The sequence below is a fragment of the Peribacillus sp. B-H-3 genome (assembly GCF_048572925.1).
Classification (GTDB): Bacteria; Bacillota; Bacilli; order Bacillales; family DSM-1321; genus Peribacillus.
This window is the reverse complement of record NZ_CP183879.1, coordinates 1,787,410-1,803,425: the sequence shown is the minus strand read 5'-3', so window position 1 is coordinate 1,803,425 and position 16,016 is coordinate 1,787,410. Positions and strand designations below refer to the sequence as shown.

Genomic DNA, 16,016 nt, shown 5'->3' with positions numbered 1-16,016 from the left:
TGCAATGCGTACGCAAAATCAGAGGTGAAGCACAATTGAAAAGAATACTAAAAGCTTATGATTACCCCATGTTCATAGCTGTTGTGTTACTCTGCTTATTTGGATTAGTGATGGTATACAGTTCAAGTATGATAACAGCAGTGGCCCGTTATGGACAAACTATGGATTATTTTTATCAAAAACAAAAACTAGCCATGATCTTCTCATTCATTGTAATGATTGCAGCCATGATTTTTCCTTATAAGGCGTATCAAAATAAAAAATTCCTTATGATTATGATGCTTGGCATGTCATTATTCCTGGTTCTGGTTACACTTGTTGGACACACAGCCGGAAATGCAACCAGCTGGATTAAATTCGGATCTACCTCCATTCAGCCTGCCGAATTCTCCAAACTGGCAATGATTATTTATTTATCGGCCATATACGGAAAAAGGCAGGACAGGATCAATAACATCGATAAAGCCGTCATCCCTCCTATTGTCTTTCTGGTTTTAATTTGTTTTTTGATCATTCTTCAGCCTGACTACGGAAGCGCGATGATCATTCTTGCGATTTCCGGTACCATCATACTTTCTTCAGGGATGTCATGGAAGAGCCTTGGTAAGCTGGGTGTGCTGGGTACTGGCATCGCCGGGATATTTGCTCTCGGTATGCTTGTAACCGGGAACCTTTCTTCCGTTCTTTCGAAAGAGAGGCTTTCAAGGTTTAACGGGTTATCCAATCCTTTTGGGGCAGGAAAAGCAGGGGATGATGGATATCAGCTTGCCAATTCTCTTTTAGCGATAGGATCAGGAGGGCTTAAAGGGGTCGGACTTGGAAACAGTACTCAAAAATACGGATATCTTCCTGAGTCTCATACAGATTTTATCATGTCTGTCATTGCGGAAGAATTAGGTATATTTGGCGTTTTATTTGTTTTGTTAACGCTTGGATTTATTGTTTTGAGAGGCTTCACTTTATCAGCACGATGCAAAGACCCCTTTGGCAGCCTGCTGCTGATCGGCATTTCATCAATGATTGGAATTCAAGTGTGCATTAACATAGGCGGTGTGACTGGATTGATTCCAATAACCGGTATTACACTTCCATTTATCAGTTATGGAGGCTCTTCACTTTTGCTGCTTATGCTGTCGATCGGCATTCTGCAAAATGTAGTCATGCGGATGAATTTGCTTCAGCAAAAAACAGAAGTGCAGCAAATCATTCCATTCGATCAATAATAGAAACCTCCGACTTACTGTACTTTTATAGCAGGATCGAACAGAAGGCAGGCGGATTATCCGCCTGCCTTCTGTTTTTATGTATGAAACTAGGGATTTACACCATGCTGCTGCTGAATATCTCCGGTTCGCTTTGCGGCCTGCCTAAAAAATATCCTTGCGCAAGATTCATGCCAATATCCCTGCAAAATGCCAGCTCTTCCTGTCTTTCTATCCCTTCTGCAAGCACGGCTATATCGAGTTCTTTTGAAATCCTCACTAATTCTCTTAAATATTCTTGATTTTCAGCATCTTGGTCACAATACATTATTTTTGACCGGTCCACTTTCACATAATCCGGAACGAGCCTAATTAGTACATCCAACGTTGAATGTCCGCTTCCAAAGTCATCAAGCGCCACTTGGATGCCCTCTCTTTTATACACTCTGAAAATCTCCTTAAGATGATCGATATCAATAATTTTTTCGGTTTCAACGACCTCAAAAACCAAATCATCAGGATTGACATTATACTTTTTAACGTTGTGAAAAGTATGTTTCAAACAGAATTCAGGATTATAAATGGTGGAAGGCAAAAAATTAATAAAGCTCTTAATGCCATCCTGTATTTTTGCAGAACGTGTCCGTATTGCTGTTTCCCTCGCTTTTTGATCTAAAAGGCTATGCATTCCGGCATTATGGGCAACTTCAAATAAATCACCAGGAGATATTCTTCCTTTTGGATCGCGCAATAGAGATTCATAGGCAAATACACGATCATCCTTCAATGATATAATAGGCTGAAAAAAGCTTGTAAAGTCTGTAGACTGAATCATATCTACAATTTTATAATTCTGAATTCTCACAGCTATTTCACCAAGAGGATACACGGGGAAATATTGATTTAAAGATGGCATGATATTGCCTTCAAGAATCTCCTCCCCTATGGAAGACAGCAATGTTTCCACCAACTCAATTAATTTTGCTTCACTGCTGAATGAAATGGCATATCCCTTTCGAAAAGGCATTGCCTGAGAAAATATCCTGGGTATCTCCCTGCTTCCCTTCACATATAAATATCCTGTGTTAAGTAAATTAAATGTAACTCCGCAGCTTGCACATCCGTATTCCATAATATTCTCCTTCTTACTTATTTATCTATTTATATTTTACAGATGATCCTGGTATATTGCCAGAAAAGCAGTTACTTTATTCCTATATCCTGTTAAATTTTTGTTATCACATGCTAAAGGCCCAGGACTTTTTTTAATATTTACTGAATGATTGCCAGCTTACCGGCACAATAGTATTTTCTGCTTTCATACCCCATCATCTGGTCTATGAATAGATAAATCTCCCGGCAGCAGGATTTTGTCCAGCGCTTAAGGCTCGAAAAATCGGTTTTTACCCCATACTTTTCGATGATTCTATTTAAGAATTTACTGCCAGGCTAAGCAGGATAGTCAAGCAGAGCCTGCGTATTTTCACGCAGGCTCAAAGGAGGTTTATTTGAAACGCAGAAGATCTCCATAAATGATTTCATCCGATAAATCAAGTTCCTGATGCACCGTATCCTGATAAGGCTCGCAGGACTTGCTTTCCAGTTCTTCACCCGACCTGGCATTATAGCAGATATTATCCTGATAAATCAGATTGTCGGCAGCAAACCCGCCATTACGGAAGATCACAGGATGTTTGGGATCTCTTGAAAAGAGATTTTGCCCGAACGAGATATGCCTGCTGTCATCAATCCCCAGCAGATCCAGCAGGGTCGGCCTGATATCCACCTCTCCTCCCAGCGTGGAAATAGTCTTTTCTTCCTGGCCGGGAATATGGATGATGAGCGGTACCTGGCGATATTTCGTGTGATTGGCCGGTATATCCTTTTCATCTAATAATGTGCTCAGGGCTTCTTCGTATTTTTCAGAAATCCCGTAATGATCTCCGTATAAAACGAAAATTGTATTTTTGTACATTCCATTCTTTTTCAGTTCCAGAAAAAAACGTCTCAGTGCCTCATCTTCATACCGGACAGTAGTAATATATCTATTCACGACACCTTCATCGGTATTTGCTGCTGATATCATCTGGTCTTCTTCATTCAGCAAAAAAGGAAAATGATTGGTCAATGTTATCATCTTCGCATAGTAGGGCTGAGGCAGGCTTTTCAGGTATGAAATGCTTTGCTCAAAAAAAGGAATATCCTTGATGCCATAGTTTATTGAATTTTCCTCGGTCACTGTAAAATCTTTTTTTGAGAAAAAACGGTTGTATCCCAGGTGATCATACATGTTCTCCCTATTCCAGAAGCTTGCATCATTTCCGTGAAAAACCGCAGAATAATAGTTTCCATGCTGTTTTAATATTTTTGGCAGACTATTAAAGGTATTTTTCGGCCTCCTGACAAAAACTGATCCCCCTGAGAGCGGATAAAGGCTGTTATCAACCATGAATTCTGCATCCGATGTTTTTCCCTGTGCAGTCTGATCATATATGGAATTAAAATAATAGCTTTTTTTCACTAGCTTATTGAGAAAGGGGGTGATCTCCTTTCCGTCTACTTTCCGGTTAATCACGAAATTTTGGGTCGATTCCATGCTGATTAACACGATATTTTTCCCTTTGGCGATCCCGAATTTGCCTGAATGCTTTTGTTTATGTAATGACACATATTGGTTTATGGCAGCAGTATCAGATTTATCTGCAAGCGCCTGGTCAAGCGGGGGCCGAAGCGCCATAGCAATATCATACAAGTGATAATTGTATGGCCCTATTGTTTTTACCATCTGGCTGCGGTTATAGGCAGCAGAGAACAGACGTGAGGACTGAAAAAGCCCCAAACCTGCTACAAGCAGGACAAGAGCAGTGCCTGCAGCAATATAGCGTTTCCTGATGATAGCTGGGATCACAAGCCTCTGCCTGTCCCAGCGCCTTGATAGCCAGGCGATTACAAAGATATCGGCAAACAAAAACAAATCCCAGGCCTTTACCAGTTCAAATGTGCTTGGGCCAATGCCTCCCACATTTTTGAACTGAAAGATAACCGATACCGTAACAAAATCAATATAAAACCGGTAATAAAGCAAATCTGCATACAAAAGCCCTGTTATCAAAACCATTATGACAATCAGGAGGACCCTGTTCAGCCTTCTCCCAAAATAAAAACTCAGTCCCAGCATCAGCAAAAGTGAACCAGCAGGATTAATCATTAAAAGAAGCACATCGAGCCAGGATACAATGCTGAAATCAAATCCGATAAATGACACGATGACCGTTTTCAGCCAAAGAAGAAGGAAAGCGATAAGCACCAGTTTTTCAGGAGGCAGATTTATTCTTCCTTTCACCATATCACTGATTCTTCCCTCTGATTACAGCATAGCTGCTTCAGCTCTGCAACCATGCGTAATGCTGCTTCACGAGTCTGTTCCCCCATAAATGCTGCCTGGACCCAATTTTTTTCAAGCAAATATTCGCTTTCATAGCTTAATAGAATACCTTTTTCAGAAAGCCTATCCCCCACTTCCCGGGAGGAGAGGTATGATGGGATAGCAATTGTAATGATGCCCGAAGAGTAATGGGAGTTCCCTAAAACTTCAAGGCCGGCTGACTGTAATTGATTCCTGGTAAAGTCAGATAACCGTTTCTTTTCCGTAATATTAAGTGAATGTAAGGAAGCCTTGAGTGCTTTTACCAAATTAGAAGAATGAGTGAAAGGCACACTGTCCTTTTCCTGATACAATCCCAGATCCAGATACCGTGGCAGATTGGGATTTGGCTGTATTGATTCTCTATGAAGAACAATTGCGAGTCCAGGAAATGAGCCCAGTCCTTTTCCGCTGACCGCTGAAGCCAGATAACACTTCGATAGATTGACAGGTACCGTCCCAAGAGAGCTGCAGGCATCCACACATAGCTCTACACCGTATGCATCGCAGATCTTCTGGATGGCTTCTAAATCATACAAATAACCTGTAGATGTTTCACAATGGACTGTCCATAGCCAGCCGATATCTGGATTAGTTTGCAAAAAATCGCTAATTTCTTCATGGGAAATCGGCATGTTCCACTCTTTTTCCAGATAATCGAAATTCAATTGAAATCTCATAGCATGGTCTTTGAGCCTGCAGCCAAATTCTCCATTAGACAAGATAAGCCCTTTCTTGTTCAGAGAAGAAATCTGGGCAGCCACAAGATCATTAGCGAGTGTACCTGTCCCCACTGTAATTTCTGCAAAATTTGCTTGAAAAAAATTGCCCAGCAGATCCTTCACTTCCTGGAGGTCACTGTGAAAGCTGTTTGCCCGGTGGGAAACAGCAGGCATGGAGAAGGCTTTCTTTATTTCCTCCCCAACTGGAACAGGACCTGGGAGGAAGCTGTACTGTCTTGTTTCCTGCTGTTTCCGCTCCATCATCCGTTTATAGGCTTTGGTGGAGTTTTCAAATTTTTCCTTAGTGAGATACATGGGCTGGAATTTGGCGTCTCCTGTTCCCGTCATGCTTCCAAAAGCAACAAAGCCCATTCGTTTATACAGCGGAATCTGCTTTTCCACACCGGAGATAAGTGCCATATTATATTGGTTCTCAAGACAATGAGATACCAGTAAATCTGTCATTTTATAAAACACATAGCTTTTACGGTATTCATTCTTGACTGAAAGCAGCCTAACTTCACACGGCTTCGATCCTTGAGGTAAATATTCATCAAGATTCCCAAGTTTTTCATCAAGGGAGAATGGCCGATTTGCCCTGATGGCGATCATTCCGATAACCATATTTCCGTGTTTGGCTATCACATAGGTATTTTCTTTATGAAAACGGTCAACGAGACTGGATTGCCCGTTCCTTTGATGCTGGGGAATTTCTTCAACGAAAGTTTGATAGTTCATTTCGTTAATTTGCTCAAATTCATCCTGTTCGGATGCAATTTTGTAGATGAACGAAGAAGATTTCATATTGGTCACTCCTTATGTAGTAGCTGGGGTTATTTGATGAAGCTTCAGTATATGCGCTGCTATTACGAAAATAGTTAGGATAAGCAGCCCTATGGTATATGATATGGGTTTTCCTGTTATATAAGATGTAACTGGAATGCTCAGCAGGGAAACCAAACCTGGAACGGTGAATTTTTTCAGCAGCAAGTAGCAGACTGCCATCAAAACACCTATAACGGGAATGGCTGCAGGCACCAGAAAAAGTACCGATGCCAGCAAAACAGCAACACCCTTTCCTCCATGAAAACGAAGCTGAGCCGGCCAGATATGGCCTAATAATAGAAAAGCAGCACACAGGATATTTACAAATGGCCCGTCATGTGATGCTGAACTGGCAATGGTAAGCATGACAAGGGTTTTTCCTGCATCAATCAGCAATGCAGCTAAAAAGCCAAACTTGCCAAGCTGCCTGCCAGCATTTCTTGCACCGGCATTTCCGCTTCCAAGCTGGCGGATATCTTTTCCGGAGGCAAGCTTCGTCACATAATAGGCGCCGTTTATACTGCCGAAAAGATAGGATAATATAATCAGCACAATAATGATTAACATATTCTTCTGTGTGCCCCTTTATTTAGAATAAGATTATGAATATTCCTTCATTTATCATTGTAACGCAAAGACAGGACTTTAAAAAGATTCATTCTTCCATTTTCTCACAGGAAGATAATCTTTGCCGAATCATCAAGCCTGCTACTGGCTGAATACTGCCTAAATAAAGGTTGATGAAAAGAGCTTTTTTGCCGCAAGGGTACCGACCCCCGAAAGTTAGAGTAAAAAATCTAACTATCAGGGGTGTTTTTATGGCTAAATTACTAAATTTAGTGAAGAATTTAAAATAAACAATTAAATTTGAACAACCCTTCCTTGACTAAACGCTGGATGAAAACATTTCAAGAACAGGGAGTAGAAGGCATGAAACTAAAATCAAAGGGGCGGCCTTCTATGTCTAAGAAACCCAATAATCAGAAGAAAAAGGAAGAAAAAAAGGGAACACGAGAAGAAGAGTTAGAACGTGAGAATGAACTACTAAGACTGGAGAATGCGTATCTAAAAAAGCTGAGAGCTTTTCGCGAGAATCCGAACGCCTTTCACGAAAAGCACAAACCAAGATGGCATTCGAACTTAGGAGGATTTCGATTAAAAGATATTCTCTTTGTTATGGGAATACCGGAAGCAACTTATCACTATCATGTGAAAAATTTTAACAAATATGACCCGGATACCAAATTAAAAGAACTCATTGCACACCTATTTTAAAAATTTTATGAACGCTACGGTTATATACGTATAACGGAGGAATTAAAGAAATTAGAACATCTTATCAATCATAAAAAAGTCTATCGTATTATGCGGGAGCTAGGATTAAAATGTGTGAAATTCATGCGAAAATCTCTCACCTATAATTCCTATAAGGGGACGATTGGAAAGGTAGCGAAAAATCAATGATCACGCCTTTTTAGCACATCTATTCCTCTACAAAAATTAGTAACCGACATTACCGAATTCAAATGTCCAGGCGGAGAGAAATTATATTTAAACCCGATTCTTGGCCTTTATAACGGAGAAATTGTTGAGTTTGAAATGAGGAAACGACCAACGTTAGATCTTGTCATGAAACCTTTGAAAGAAACATTAGAGGTACTAAAGAATCATGCGACCTATCGCACCATTATCCATTCCGATCAAGGCTGGCATTATCAGCACAACCACTGGGTCAGGACGTTAAAAGAAAATAAAATATTTCAAAACATGTCACGTAAAGCAACCTGTGCAGACAACGCTTCGATGGAGAATTTCTTTGGCATTTTAAAGCAAGAAATGGATTATGGGGAAAAACTAGTAGGTTATGAAGAATTAAAAAGTCGAATAGAAGAATATATCCACTGGTATAACAATGAACGATCTAAAACAAAATTAGCTGGATTGAGTCCAGTCAATTACCGAACTCAATCCAGCCAATCAGCTGCATAATAAAACTCTAACTTTTGGGGATAACCACCTTGTCTGTGCGGTTTTGTTTTGGCCTTATTTAAGATCCATCGGATTAAATAGCTTTACATCCGGATTTTTATCATTGAACCATCGAAGAGCAAACTCATTTTCAAATAAAAATGCATATTTGCCATAACGATCTTTCACAAGTACGCTTCTTGAGCTGTGAAGATTTTCATCTAATTTTTCATCCTCTGCCCAGCGTGTGATTTTACTGCCCATTCTCTCCATAATCACTTCAACATTATATTCATTTTTCATCCTGTGCTCAAAAACCTCGAATTGAAGCTGCCCGACTGCACCTAAAAGATATTCCTCCATTCTTACTGTCTTGAACAGCTGAATGGCCCCTTCCTGTACAAGCTGGTTAATTCCCTTGTGGAAATGCTTTTGCTTCATGACATTTTTGGCTGTAACCCGCACAAACAGCTCTGGTGTAAATTGCGGGAGCCTCTCAAACTGATACATATCCTTGCTTGTCGTGATTGTATCGCCAATTTGATAGTTACCTGTATCATATAAACCGATAATATCGCCGCCAACTGCTTCATTTACCGTATTTCTGTCATCTGCCAGGAATTGGGTAGATGAAGACAAATTGATTGGTTTGCCCGTCCGGCTTAAAAAGACACTCATCCCTCTTTCGAATTTACCTGAACAAATCCTCAAAAAGGCAATCCTATCACGGTGTTTAGGATTCATATTCGCCTGAATCTTAAAAATAAAACCGGAAAACTCATTGCCAACTGGGTTTACTTCTCCGGCTGATGATGTACGGGGCTGAGGCGCCGGGGCAAATTGAAGGTAAGCATCTAAAAATGTCTGTACCCCAAAAGCTGTCAGCGCACTTCCGAAAAACACAGGGCTAAGCTTGCCGCTTGCGATGCTTTCTTCAGAAAACTGGTTTCCTGCTTCAGTAAGAAGCATAATTTCCTCCAGTGTCTGTTCATATAAAGGAGAATCTTTCAAAGCATGGCCGCCTGCCAGCTCTCCATCCTCATTCAGCGGCAGAAAGCGGTCTTCCCCTTCTGTCTTAAATTGTTCAATTCTATTATTGAACCGGTCATAAATTCCTACAAAATCTTTACCCATCCCGATCGGCCAATTCATCGGATAAGATTCTATTCCAAGTACTTCCTCAAGCTCAGAAAGCAATTCAAGCGGTGTTTTACCCTGGCGGTCCATTTTATTGATAAACGTGAAAATGGGGATGCCCCTCATCCGGCAAACCTTGAATAATTTAATTGTCTGATCTTCAATACCCTTTGCCGAATCGATAATCATAACCGCACTATCCACTGCCATAAGAGTACGGTACGTATCTTCACTGAAGTCCTGGTGGCCAGGGGTATCAAGAATATTGACCCGGAAATCATCATAGTCAAATTGCATAACGGAGGATGTTACCGAAATTCCGCGCTGTTTCTCAATTTCCATCCAGTCACTTGTCGCATATTTTCCTGTTTTTCTTGCCTTTACTGTTCCAGCATCACGGATTGCACCGCCAAATAACAGCAATTTCTCAGTCAGTGTCGTTTTACCGGCATCAGGGTGAGAAATGATGGCAAAGGTCCGCCTTGACTGAACCTCATCTTTTAAAGTAGTCATGTATCATAATCCTTTCCTCGTTCAATTTGCCTATTTTATTTGTAATGCCCTCTATGGGCCTAATATTCCTTTACATTGGAATGCAACCTTTCCTTCTCTTTTTCAAAAAATGCATAACATCCCAAATCCTGTTAGCATCCTTATATGTAGCCTGCTGATGCAAATTTTTATACACATAAAAAAATATATCATAATTGCTTATTCCTTGGCTACATGCCCATCAAAATGTAAACCTTGCCAAGTATCATTCATTGCCTGCCATTATATGCAGAAACATGTATCTCAGTTCGTTTACCTCTCAAACTGAATGCCGCTGCAGCCGGTTTTTGGGCAAAATAAAAAGACGCTCAGTAAGCGCCTTTTATTTTACCATATTTGCCTGCTGCATGTTTTTTACTCTTTTCCTGTTCCTTAAATACTTGCCTGCCTGGCTGATTATAAGCGGTGCCGCTGCAATGATCATTTTTTTAAAAATTCCTTTTGCCATGCTTTATCACCCTTTCTTACTCTTCATTTACCCGTAAGACTAAAAAAGAAACATTATGATAATGTGAAGAGAAGAATTGTGAATGGTTAAGGCTGATTCAGATGAGACTGAAACAAAATCAGTTTTTCTCTAGTTTCCTCGGAAAACTCACCAAGCTTCTGTCTGTCAGGTTTTTTCTTTTTCGCTTCTGCAATTAAAGGATACAGACTTTGTTCAATGTTTTTATAATCCTGCGGATATTTTTTCTCTACCAGCTTCTCTATCTTGTCCCATTTTCTTTCTGCTTCAGCGCCCATACTATTGATTTCCGCATCGCTTGACAGCTTCATTTTTTTTATCATGCTCTCAATTAGAGACAAAACCTTCACAGATCCGGATTTTAGTTCTTTTGCTGTATGTACGTCTGAATCATTCACGCTGTCTTTTTGTGCTGCCTTCACACTCGGCTCCCGGACAGGGTGCAAAGCATCATTTTTCCCTCCCGCCCCGAAGCCAGCCATCAAGACCATGCATAGTACAAGAAAAGGTATAAATTTATTAAGTTTCAACATTTCAATAGAGCCTCCTTTTCCGAAGAGTTTCTCCTATTAAATAAAAAATAAACCTTTAAATAAAATTTCAAATTATAGGGTTTAAATTTAATCGATGCGGGTAAAAAAACGACAAAGCCAACTTATATCTTTTTGGCTTGCTTATTATACCTTGTTGATTTTAAGACTTACATGGAAGCTGCTTGCGCTATTCCTGTGTAAAGTGCAGTGGAAACAGCAAAGAAATTTGCAGTGTTATTTACAGATGTATATTCCATTAAAAACTGGAGATTATATGGAATGAGTTTTCACCGTCACATTTGTTGTTATTTTTCAAATATTGAATTATAATTTTATTAACTGATGTTCTTCCAGAAATTCCTTAAATTCATACATTATCAAACATCTGCATCCTTACTTAGCGGGTGTTTGATAATGTGTGAATTTCCACTTCACATTCACAAATGGGAAGCTGGAATTGCATATTAATTTTTGTTTATTTTTAGGAGGATTTTTCAATGGTAACAGGTAAAGTAAAATGGTTTAACAGTGAAAAAGGTTTTGGATTTATTGAAGTTCCAGGCGGAGACGATGTATTTGTACATTTTTCTGCTATCCAGGGTGAAGGCTTCAAGAGCCTTGATGAAGGCCAGGAAGTTGAATTCGAAATTGAAGAAGGCAACCGCGGACCTCAAGCTAAAAACGTCGTGAAATTATAATTTAGGGAATTAAACCTAAGAGGATGCAGCTCCTGCAAGCAGCATCCTCTTCATTTTTTTCTTCCAGCAGCTGCTCCCCTATTAATCTGCTTTTTTAATTTAATCGAAAAAGCTTCTATACTCCACACCTCATTTCACAAAAAAATATAGCATCTGCACATAATTCTGTTTAAGAAATTCTGTGCGGGGAATTATTAAATTATACGTAAACCAAAAAAGGAGATGTTCAGTATGAAACCACTATACACAGCGGCTGTAACAACTGAAGGAGGAAGAGATGGCCATGTTAAATCAGAGGATGGCATTCTTGACTTTGATGTAAGAACCCCTAAAGAAATGGGCGGATCCGGAGAAAATGCAACTAATCCTGAACAGCTTTTTGCTGCGGGATATTCCGCTTGCTTTGGAAGCGCCCTTAACCTTGTACTCAGCAAAGCACGAAAAAAAACTGATTCATCCGTTACAGCAAATGTAACTATCGGCAAAGATGAAGCAGACGGAGGCTTTAAGCTTGCGGTAAGACTGGATGTATCACTTCCCGATCTTGAGCGGGAAGAAGCTAAATCCTTCATGGAAAAAGCGCATGAAGTTTGTCCATATTCAAAAGCGACACGAAACAATATCGATGTAACATTAATTCTTGTGTAATTTTTATACTAATAATATAAGAAAGGCATGATGAGCACAGCTCATCATGCCTTTCTTATGTCAGCCTGCTTTCTTATGGATTCCATCTTTCAATCGATCTGGCAGAGCAATGAGGGTTTCATTCACCATATCCAGTTTTGCTTCAATTCTATGAAGCAAATACAGGGTTACGATAATAGGAAATCCTACATCGCTTACAAATGGAAGAAGCTGATCCATTTTTTAAACACCACACTTCCCTGCAAAAAATTAACACCCGCTGCTGCTGCAATTATGGAAGCAGCTTATGGGAATTTTTAATTCATTTCATAATCATCAACGTTTCGCTCTACTACACGGGCTCCTTTTTTGCTGATGTAATCTCCTGTGCGTGAAGTAAAAACATTTAATGTAATAATTTGATCCATTGCTTGCTTGACCTTAGCCAAATCAACAGGCTCTTTCGGGTCATCGATGGAAAGCACAGCCGTTTTGCCCTGCAGAGTGGCAAACAGCAATTCGAGAGTTTTAGCCATTTAATATCCCTCCTATTATTTTATTCATGCAGACTTGCAGCATCTTCACGGACAACCTCCTGAAGCGGATAAACCTGCAGGCTGGCTATCAGTTTTGCAGCTGAAAACAGCTCAGCAGCTGCCGACTGGGTTTTGATATTTGTATACGATTTTCTTTTCAGCACAGCTTCTCCCTTTTCATTCATGCCTGTGTCAAAGCTTAATTTAAGTGTGCTCGAGTAAAGGACTCCATTTGCCATCATCTCACCTCCTTTCAAACTTTATATATACTTAAATGGAGGAAAAGCAGCATGAAGTATAAATAATGATGAATTTGATTTATCAAATTGTATCTACTATGATAAAGTGACACTTCCATCAGCGGGTTACTTCACTCTTTATGTTCAGATAATCAAATTGGCGGCTGTCCCCTTCTTTAGCTTAGATTTTATAGCTGGTATATTCCGGCAAACGAATACAGGAAAAATGTTTTTCATCCATACACAAACGAGGGATTATGATGGACTGGATTATAACTGGAGCTGTCGGTATTGCGCTCTTTTTTGGACTGCTTTGCAAGATCAAGAATGGCAGCCGCATTCAGAACAAAAACCGCCCTCTAAAAATAGGGCACAGGGGAGCATCCGGTTATTGCCCTGAAAATACAATATCCGCTTTTGACAGAGCTGTACAAATGGGTGCTGATTTCATTGAAATTGATATTCAGCTCAGCAAAGATGGAACCATAATCGTCTGCCACGACTACACACTGAAACGGACAACTGAACATGAAGGAAAAGTCAGCGATTTTTCTGCTCAGGAATTAAAAGGTTTTGATGCAGGAAGCTGGTTTGACCCTGCTTTTAAACATGAAAGAATACCAACCCTTGCGGAGGTATTAGACAAATATTTGCACCATGCCGGATTGCTCATTGAAATAAAACACCCCGGCATGCATGAAGGCATTGAAAACAAGCTTGCAGAAGAACTTATCATGCGCAATGTACAAAGAAGCCCCAAAATCATGATTCATTCTTTTAGCATTGATTCCATGAAAAAAGTACATCAGCTATTGCCGGACATACAGGCGGGAGTTCTTTTTAAATATACGCCACGAGGAATTCCAGAAAAAACCTTAGCTGAAATATCCGAATTTGCGAGCTTTGTGAATCCTAAATGGCTAATGATCAATAAAAAGCTTATTAAGCGCATAAGAAGTCATAATATGTTTGTATTTACCTGGACAGTCAATAGAAAAAGGTATATCAAAAAATTCAGCCGTCTTGGTATTAACGGCATAACAACAGATTTTCCCGATTACTTTTAAAAAAACCCGCAGTAATTTTCCATGCATATAAAAACAGCTGCCAGATAAAGCCTGCAGCTGTTTTTATATGGTGATATCCATTATGTTGTTAATCAGTAAAATTAAAAAACACTGATGATCTGTTTTTAAACGGCTGTCAGGAACATTTAAAGGAACGGATTTCTTTCGCATCTATTCCATAATAGGTCCATTGTCTCGAATTAGGTTTCCACCGGTAACCCGCTACAGAACTGCTTCCAATGTATGTCGGGTAGTACCAGAAGGAGCGCCCGCCTCGAAGCCATATATACGTATATCTATATAAACAGCCGCGAAGCGATCCGGGATCTACTGCCTTCACTTGGGGGCTCTGGGCTTCATATGGTATATGGACCGGAGGCGGCCCTAGAGGCGGGCTTCCTCCCTCCCCTCCTCCCGTTTGCGGAGGATGCTGTGGCCCCGAAGGATTCTGAGAGTGGCCTGGGGGAAAGATAGATCCAGGCGGGGGAAATTGCGGAAATCCAGATGGAGGAAATCTTTCTTGAAAAGTACTGTAGGGTTCTTTTTTTAAATACTGGCCATAGTACCATGGGTGCTGCGGGTTATAACCGTTCATGGGCATCACACTCCAAATATCAGCTTTAAATATAACTATGAAGATTGATTTATATAGATGCATGCCCACACATCCATTTGGATAAATAAAGCCAATATGAAATTCACACCCCCGAAAACATGTTTTACAGTATCTCTGGAAATCATATACTACTATTAGGACAGGCTGCAGAATTCCATTAATTTTTTTTTATTTTCGGGACAAAAACTGTTATAGTGGTAAATATGATTCATGGAAAAATGAATCAGGCAGAACGTACACCATCAAACATGCTGCCTTACAGCTTATTGATACGACATTATACAATAAATGAGGGTTTCCTATGTGGGAATTAATGCTTGAAATAGACTATAATACCCTTCGCAGCGCAATGTGGGCTGGCTATATGCTAACCTTCCTGCTCCCTTTTGCGGCTGTATATATTATCAATAAAAAGGACTCGGTTTCTTTTAAAAAGTATGATTATCTTCTTCGTACACAGCAGTGGAAGCAGGCAAATCTTGTTTCTTTCCAGTTTAACAGGCTGGGCCTGCAGCGCTTTTTCACTTATGTAAGAAGAAAAGAATCTCCTGATGATTCAGATGGACCCAGCTTTCCTTCTCTCTTGAAATGAATGTAAAACAATTTGAGGAGGAAAGAAATTGAAAAAAATAGTACTTGCTTTAACTGCATTAACATTATTATTTGCTTTATCAGGGTGCCAGGCAACTTCTGGGGGAAGCGGAGTTTTTCATAATCTGCTTGTTAATCCGATGACTAAAATGCTTGAATTCAACGCCAGTCTTTTTCATGGAAATTTCGGAATCAGCATTATCATGATGACTTTTATCATCAGGCTGGTATTAATGCCGCTTACAATGAAACAATATAAAACGCAGAATCAAATGAAGGGGAAAATGGCCCTTTTAAAGCCAGAAATGGATGCCATCCAAAAGAAAATCAAAGAAACAAAAGATCCCGCGAAACAAAAGGAGCTTCAGCAGGAAATGATGGGGCTTTATCAAAAGCATGGCGTTAATCCGCTGAACATGGGCTGTTTGCCGATTTTGATTCAAATGCCAATACTTATGGGATTCTATTATGCAATTAAAGGGTCACATGAGATAGCGACACATAACTTCCTTTGGTACAATCTTGGGCAGGCCAGCCATATCATGGCAATTATTGCCGGCATCATCTATTACCTGCAATTCCGTGTTTCCCTGCAGCAGATGCCAGCGGAACAGCAAAATACCATGAAATTCATGGGCCTTCTTTCACCAGTAATGATATTGTTTGTTTCATTTACTGCACCAGCGGCATTGCCGTTATACTGGTCAGTAGGAGGACTATTCCTGATTATCCAGACCATGGTCTTGAAACGCATCTACAAAAAAGATGAATTGCCGCAGCCTGGCAAACAAACTTCTATAGACAAAAACTAAT

The 16,016-nt window shown here is 40.0% G+C and carries 19 protein-coding genes; 9 read left to right on the top strand and 10 right to left on the bottom strand.

Annotated elements, in window-relative coordinates:
- Positions 1–35 precede the first annotated feature (35 nt).
- A complete protein-coding gene (locus ACN6MY_RS08905; RefSeq protein ID WP_419883629.1) occupies positions 36–1,223 on the top strand; it encodes an FtsW/RodA/SpoVE family cell cycle protein in 1,188 nt (395 codons plus the stop codon).
- Between the two features lie 97 nt (positions 1,224–1,320).
- On the opposite strand, the gene ACN6MY_RS08900 is transcribed toward ACN6MY_RS08905, so the two are convergent.
- The 4 genes from ACN6MY_RS08900 to ACN6MY_RS08885 all read right to left on the bottom strand — a co-directional run bounded on the left by ACN6MY_RS08900 (position 1,321) and on the right by ACN6MY_RS08885 (position 6,740).
- A complete protein-coding gene (locus ACN6MY_RS08900) occupies positions 1,321–2,334 on the bottom strand; it encodes an EAL domain-containing protein (protein ID WP_419883628.1) in 1,014 nt (337 codons plus the stop codon).
- Between the two features lie 372 nt (positions 2,335–2,706).
- Positions 2,707–4,548 (bottom strand): LTA synthase family protein, encoded by a 1,842-nt coding sequence (locus ACN6MY_RS08895; RefSeq protein WP_419883627.1) that lies wholly within the window; start codon positions 4,546–4,548, stop codon positions 2,707–2,709.
- A complete protein-coding gene (locus ACN6MY_RS08890; protein WP_419883626.1) occupies positions 4,542–6,152 on the bottom strand; it encodes an aminotransferase class V-fold PLP-dependent enzyme in 1,611 nt (536 codons plus the stop codon). The genes ACN6MY_RS08895 and ACN6MY_RS08890 overlap by 7 nt, the downstream gene beginning before the upstream one ends.
- 12 nt (positions 6,153–6,164) lie before the next feature.
- Positions 6,165–6,740 carry a glycerol-3-phosphate acyltransferase gene (locus tag ACN6MY_RS08885; RefSeq protein WP_419883625.1) on the bottom strand — a complete coding sequence of 192 codons (576 nt, stop codon included), beginning with the start codon at positions 6,738–6,740 and terminating at the stop codon, positions 6,165–6,167.
- A 363-nt stretch (positions 6,741–7,103) separates the two neighbouring features.
- On the opposite strand from ACN6MY_RS08885, the gene ACN6MY_RS08880 reads away from it, so the two are divergent.
- The 3 genes from ACN6MY_RS08880 to ACN6MY_RS08870 are packed head-to-tail and all read left to right on the top strand — an operon-like array spanning position 7,104 to position 8,162.
- Positions 7,104–7,448, top strand: coding sequence for a hypothetical protein (locus ACN6MY_RS08880; RefSeq protein WP_419883624.1), 345 nt, complete (start codon positions 7,104–7,106; stop codon positions 7,446–7,448).
- 24 nt (positions 7,449–7,472) lie between these two features.
- Positions 7,473–7,637 (top strand): IS3 family transposase, encoded by a 165-nt coding sequence (locus ACN6MY_RS08875; protein WP_419884120.1) that lies wholly within the window; start codon positions 7,473–7,475, stop codon positions 7,635–7,637.
- Between the two features lie 21 nt (positions 7,638–7,658).
- Positions 7,659–8,162, top strand: a complete 504-nt coding sequence (locus ACN6MY_RS08870; RefSeq protein ID WP_419884119.1) for an IS3 family transposase — start codon at positions 7,659–7,661, stop codon at positions 8,160–8,162.
- A 54-nt stretch (positions 8,163–8,216) separates the two neighbouring features.
- On the opposite strand, the gene ACN6MY_RS08865 is transcribed toward ACN6MY_RS08870, so the two are convergent.
- The 3 genes from ACN6MY_RS08865 to ACN6MY_RS08855 all read right to left on the bottom strand — a co-directional run bounded on the left by ACN6MY_RS08865 (position 8,217) and on the right by ACN6MY_RS08855 (position 10,829).
- Positions 8,217–9,791, bottom strand: a complete 1,575-nt coding sequence (locus tag ACN6MY_RS08865) for a peptide chain release factor 3 (protein ID WP_419883623.1) — start codon at positions 9,789–9,791, stop codon at positions 8,217–8,219.
- A gap of 361 nt (positions 9,792–10,152) precedes the next feature.
- Positions 10,153–10,278 (bottom strand): hypothetical protein, encoded by a 126-nt coding sequence (locus ACN6MY_RS08860; protein WP_419883622.1) that lies wholly within the window; start codon positions 10,276–10,278, stop codon positions 10,153–10,155.
- 86 nt (positions 10,279–10,364) lie between these two features.
- Complete coding sequence (locus tag ACN6MY_RS08855) at positions 10,365–10,829, bottom strand: hypothetical protein (protein WP_419883621.1); 465 nt, start codon at positions 10,827–10,829, stop codon at positions 10,365–10,367.
- Between the two features lie 497 nt (positions 10,830–11,326).
- Between ACN6MY_RS08855 and cspD the strand changes: the two genes are divergently transcribed.
- Positions 11,327–11,527, top strand: coding sequence for a cold-shock protein CspD (cspD, locus tag ACN6MY_RS08850; protein ID WP_071349965.1), 201 nt, complete (start codon positions 11,327–11,329; stop codon positions 11,525–11,527).
- Between the two features lie 231 nt (positions 11,528–11,758).
- The gene (locus ACN6MY_RS08845; protein WP_090987814.1) at positions 11,759–12,175 is read left to right on the top strand and encodes an organic hydroperoxide resistance protein; all 417 of its coding nucleotides are present in this window, start codon (positions 11,759–11,761) and stop codon (positions 12,173–12,175) included.
- A gap of 60 nt (positions 12,176–12,235) precedes the next feature.
- Here the strand turns inward: ACN6MY_RS08845 and ACN6MY_RS08840 are convergent, their stop codons facing one another.
- The 3 genes from ACN6MY_RS08840 to ACN6MY_RS08830 form a co-directional block, all read right to left on the bottom strand.
- A complete protein-coding gene (locus tag ACN6MY_RS08840) occupies positions 12,236–12,394 on the bottom strand; it encodes a YvrJ family protein (protein ID WP_071349989.1) in 159 nt (52 codons plus the stop codon).
- Between the two features lie 77 nt (positions 12,395–12,471).
- Complete coding sequence (locus tag ACN6MY_RS08835; protein ID WP_419883620.1) at positions 12,472–12,690, bottom strand: DUF2922 domain-containing protein; 219 nt, start codon at positions 12,688–12,690, stop codon at positions 12,472–12,474.
- A gap of 20 nt (positions 12,691–12,710) precedes the next feature.
- On the bottom strand, positions 12,711–12,932 hold the full coding sequence (locus ACN6MY_RS08830; protein ID WP_419883619.1) for a DUF1659 domain-containing protein: 222 nt from the start codon (positions 12,930–12,932) through the stop codon (positions 12,711–12,713).
- A gap of 254 nt (positions 12,933–13,186) precedes the next feature.
- Here ACN6MY_RS08830 and ACN6MY_RS08825 point away from each other — a divergent pair, with 254 nt between their 5' ends.
- The 3 genes from ACN6MY_RS08825 (at position 13,187) to yidC (ending at position 16,015) form a co-directional block, all read left to right on the top strand.
- Entirely contained in the window at positions 13,187–13,996 is an 810-nt protein-coding gene (locus ACN6MY_RS08825; RefSeq protein ID WP_419883618.1) for a glycerophosphodiester phosphodiesterase, read from the top strand.
- Between the two features lie 917 nt (positions 13,997–14,913).
- Positions 14,914–15,204 (top strand): hypothetical protein, encoded by a 291-nt coding sequence (locus ACN6MY_RS08820; protein WP_071349972.1) that lies wholly within the window; start codon positions 14,914–14,916, stop codon positions 15,202–15,204.
- A gap of 28 nt (positions 15,205–15,232) precedes the next feature.
- Positions 15,233–16,015, top strand: a complete 783-nt coding sequence (yidC, locus tag ACN6MY_RS08815) for a membrane protein insertase YidC (RefSeq protein ID WP_419883617.1) — start codon at positions 15,233–15,235, stop codon at positions 16,013–16,015.
- The last annotated feature ends 1 nt before the right edge of the window (position 16,016 follow it).

What these genes read in the sequence shown, in the direction of transcription:
- ACN6MY_RS08900 (WP_419883628.1), bottom strand. Translation starts at nt 2,334, where the DNA reads ATGGAATACGGATGTGCAAGCTGCGGAGTTACATTTAATTTACTTAAC.
- ACN6MY_RS08895 (WP_419883627.1), bottom strand. Translation starts at nt 4,548, where the DNA reads ATGGTGAAAGGAAGAATAAATCTGCCTCCTGAAAAACTGGTGCTTATC.
- ACN6MY_RS08890 (WP_419883626.1), bottom strand. Translation starts at nt 6,152, where the DNA reads ATGAAATCTTCTTCGTTCATCTACAAAATTGCATCCGAACAGGATGAA.
- ACN6MY_RS08885 (WP_419883625.1), bottom strand. Translation starts at nt 6,740, where the DNA reads ATGTTAATCATTATTGTGCTGATTATATTATCCTATCTTTTCGGCAGT.
- ACN6MY_RS08880 (WP_419883624.1), top strand. Translation starts at nt 7,104, where the DNA reads ATGAAACTAAAATCAAAGGGGCGGCCTTCTATGTCTAAGAAACCCAAT.
- ACN6MY_RS08865 (WP_419883623.1), bottom strand. Translation starts at nt 9,791, where the DNA reads ATGACTACTTTAAAAGATGAGGTTCAGTCAAGGCGGACCTTTGCCATC.
- ACN6MY_RS08860 (WP_419883622.1), bottom strand. Translation starts at nt 10,278, where the DNA reads ATGGCAAAAGGAATTTTTAAAAAAATGATCATTGCAGCGGCACCGCTT.
- ACN6MY_RS08855 (WP_419883621.1), bottom strand. Translation starts at nt 10,829, where the DNA reads ATGTTGAAACTTAATAAATTTATACCTTTTCTTGTACTATGCATGGTC.
- cspD (WP_071349965.1), top strand. Translation starts at nt 11,327, where the DNA reads ATGGTAACAGGTAAAGTAAAATGGTTTAACAGTGAAAAAGGTTTTGGA.
- ACN6MY_RS08845 (WP_090987814.1), top strand. Translation starts at nt 11,759, where the DNA reads ATGAAACCACTATACACAGCGGCTGTAACAACTGAAGGAGGAAGAGAT.
- ACN6MY_RS08840 (WP_071349989.1), bottom strand. Translation starts at nt 12,394, where the DNA reads ATGGATCAGCTTCTTCCATTTGTAAGCGATGTAGGATTTCCTATTATC.
- ACN6MY_RS08835 (WP_419883620.1), bottom strand. Translation starts at nt 12,690, where the DNA reads ATGGCTAAAACTCTCGAATTGCTGTTTGCCACTCTGCAGGGCAAAACG.
- ACN6MY_RS08830 (WP_419883619.1), bottom strand. Translation starts at nt 12,932, where the DNA reads ATGATGGCAAATGGAGTCCTTTACTCGAGCACACTTAAATTAAGCTTT.
- ACN6MY_RS08825 (WP_419883618.1), top strand. Translation starts at nt 13,187, where the DNA reads ATGATGGACTGGATTATAACTGGAGCTGTCGGTATTGCGCTCTTTTTT.
- ACN6MY_RS08820 (WP_071349972.1), top strand. Translation starts at nt 14,914, where the DNA reads ATGTGGGAATTAATGCTTGAAATAGACTATAATACCCTTCGCAGCGCA.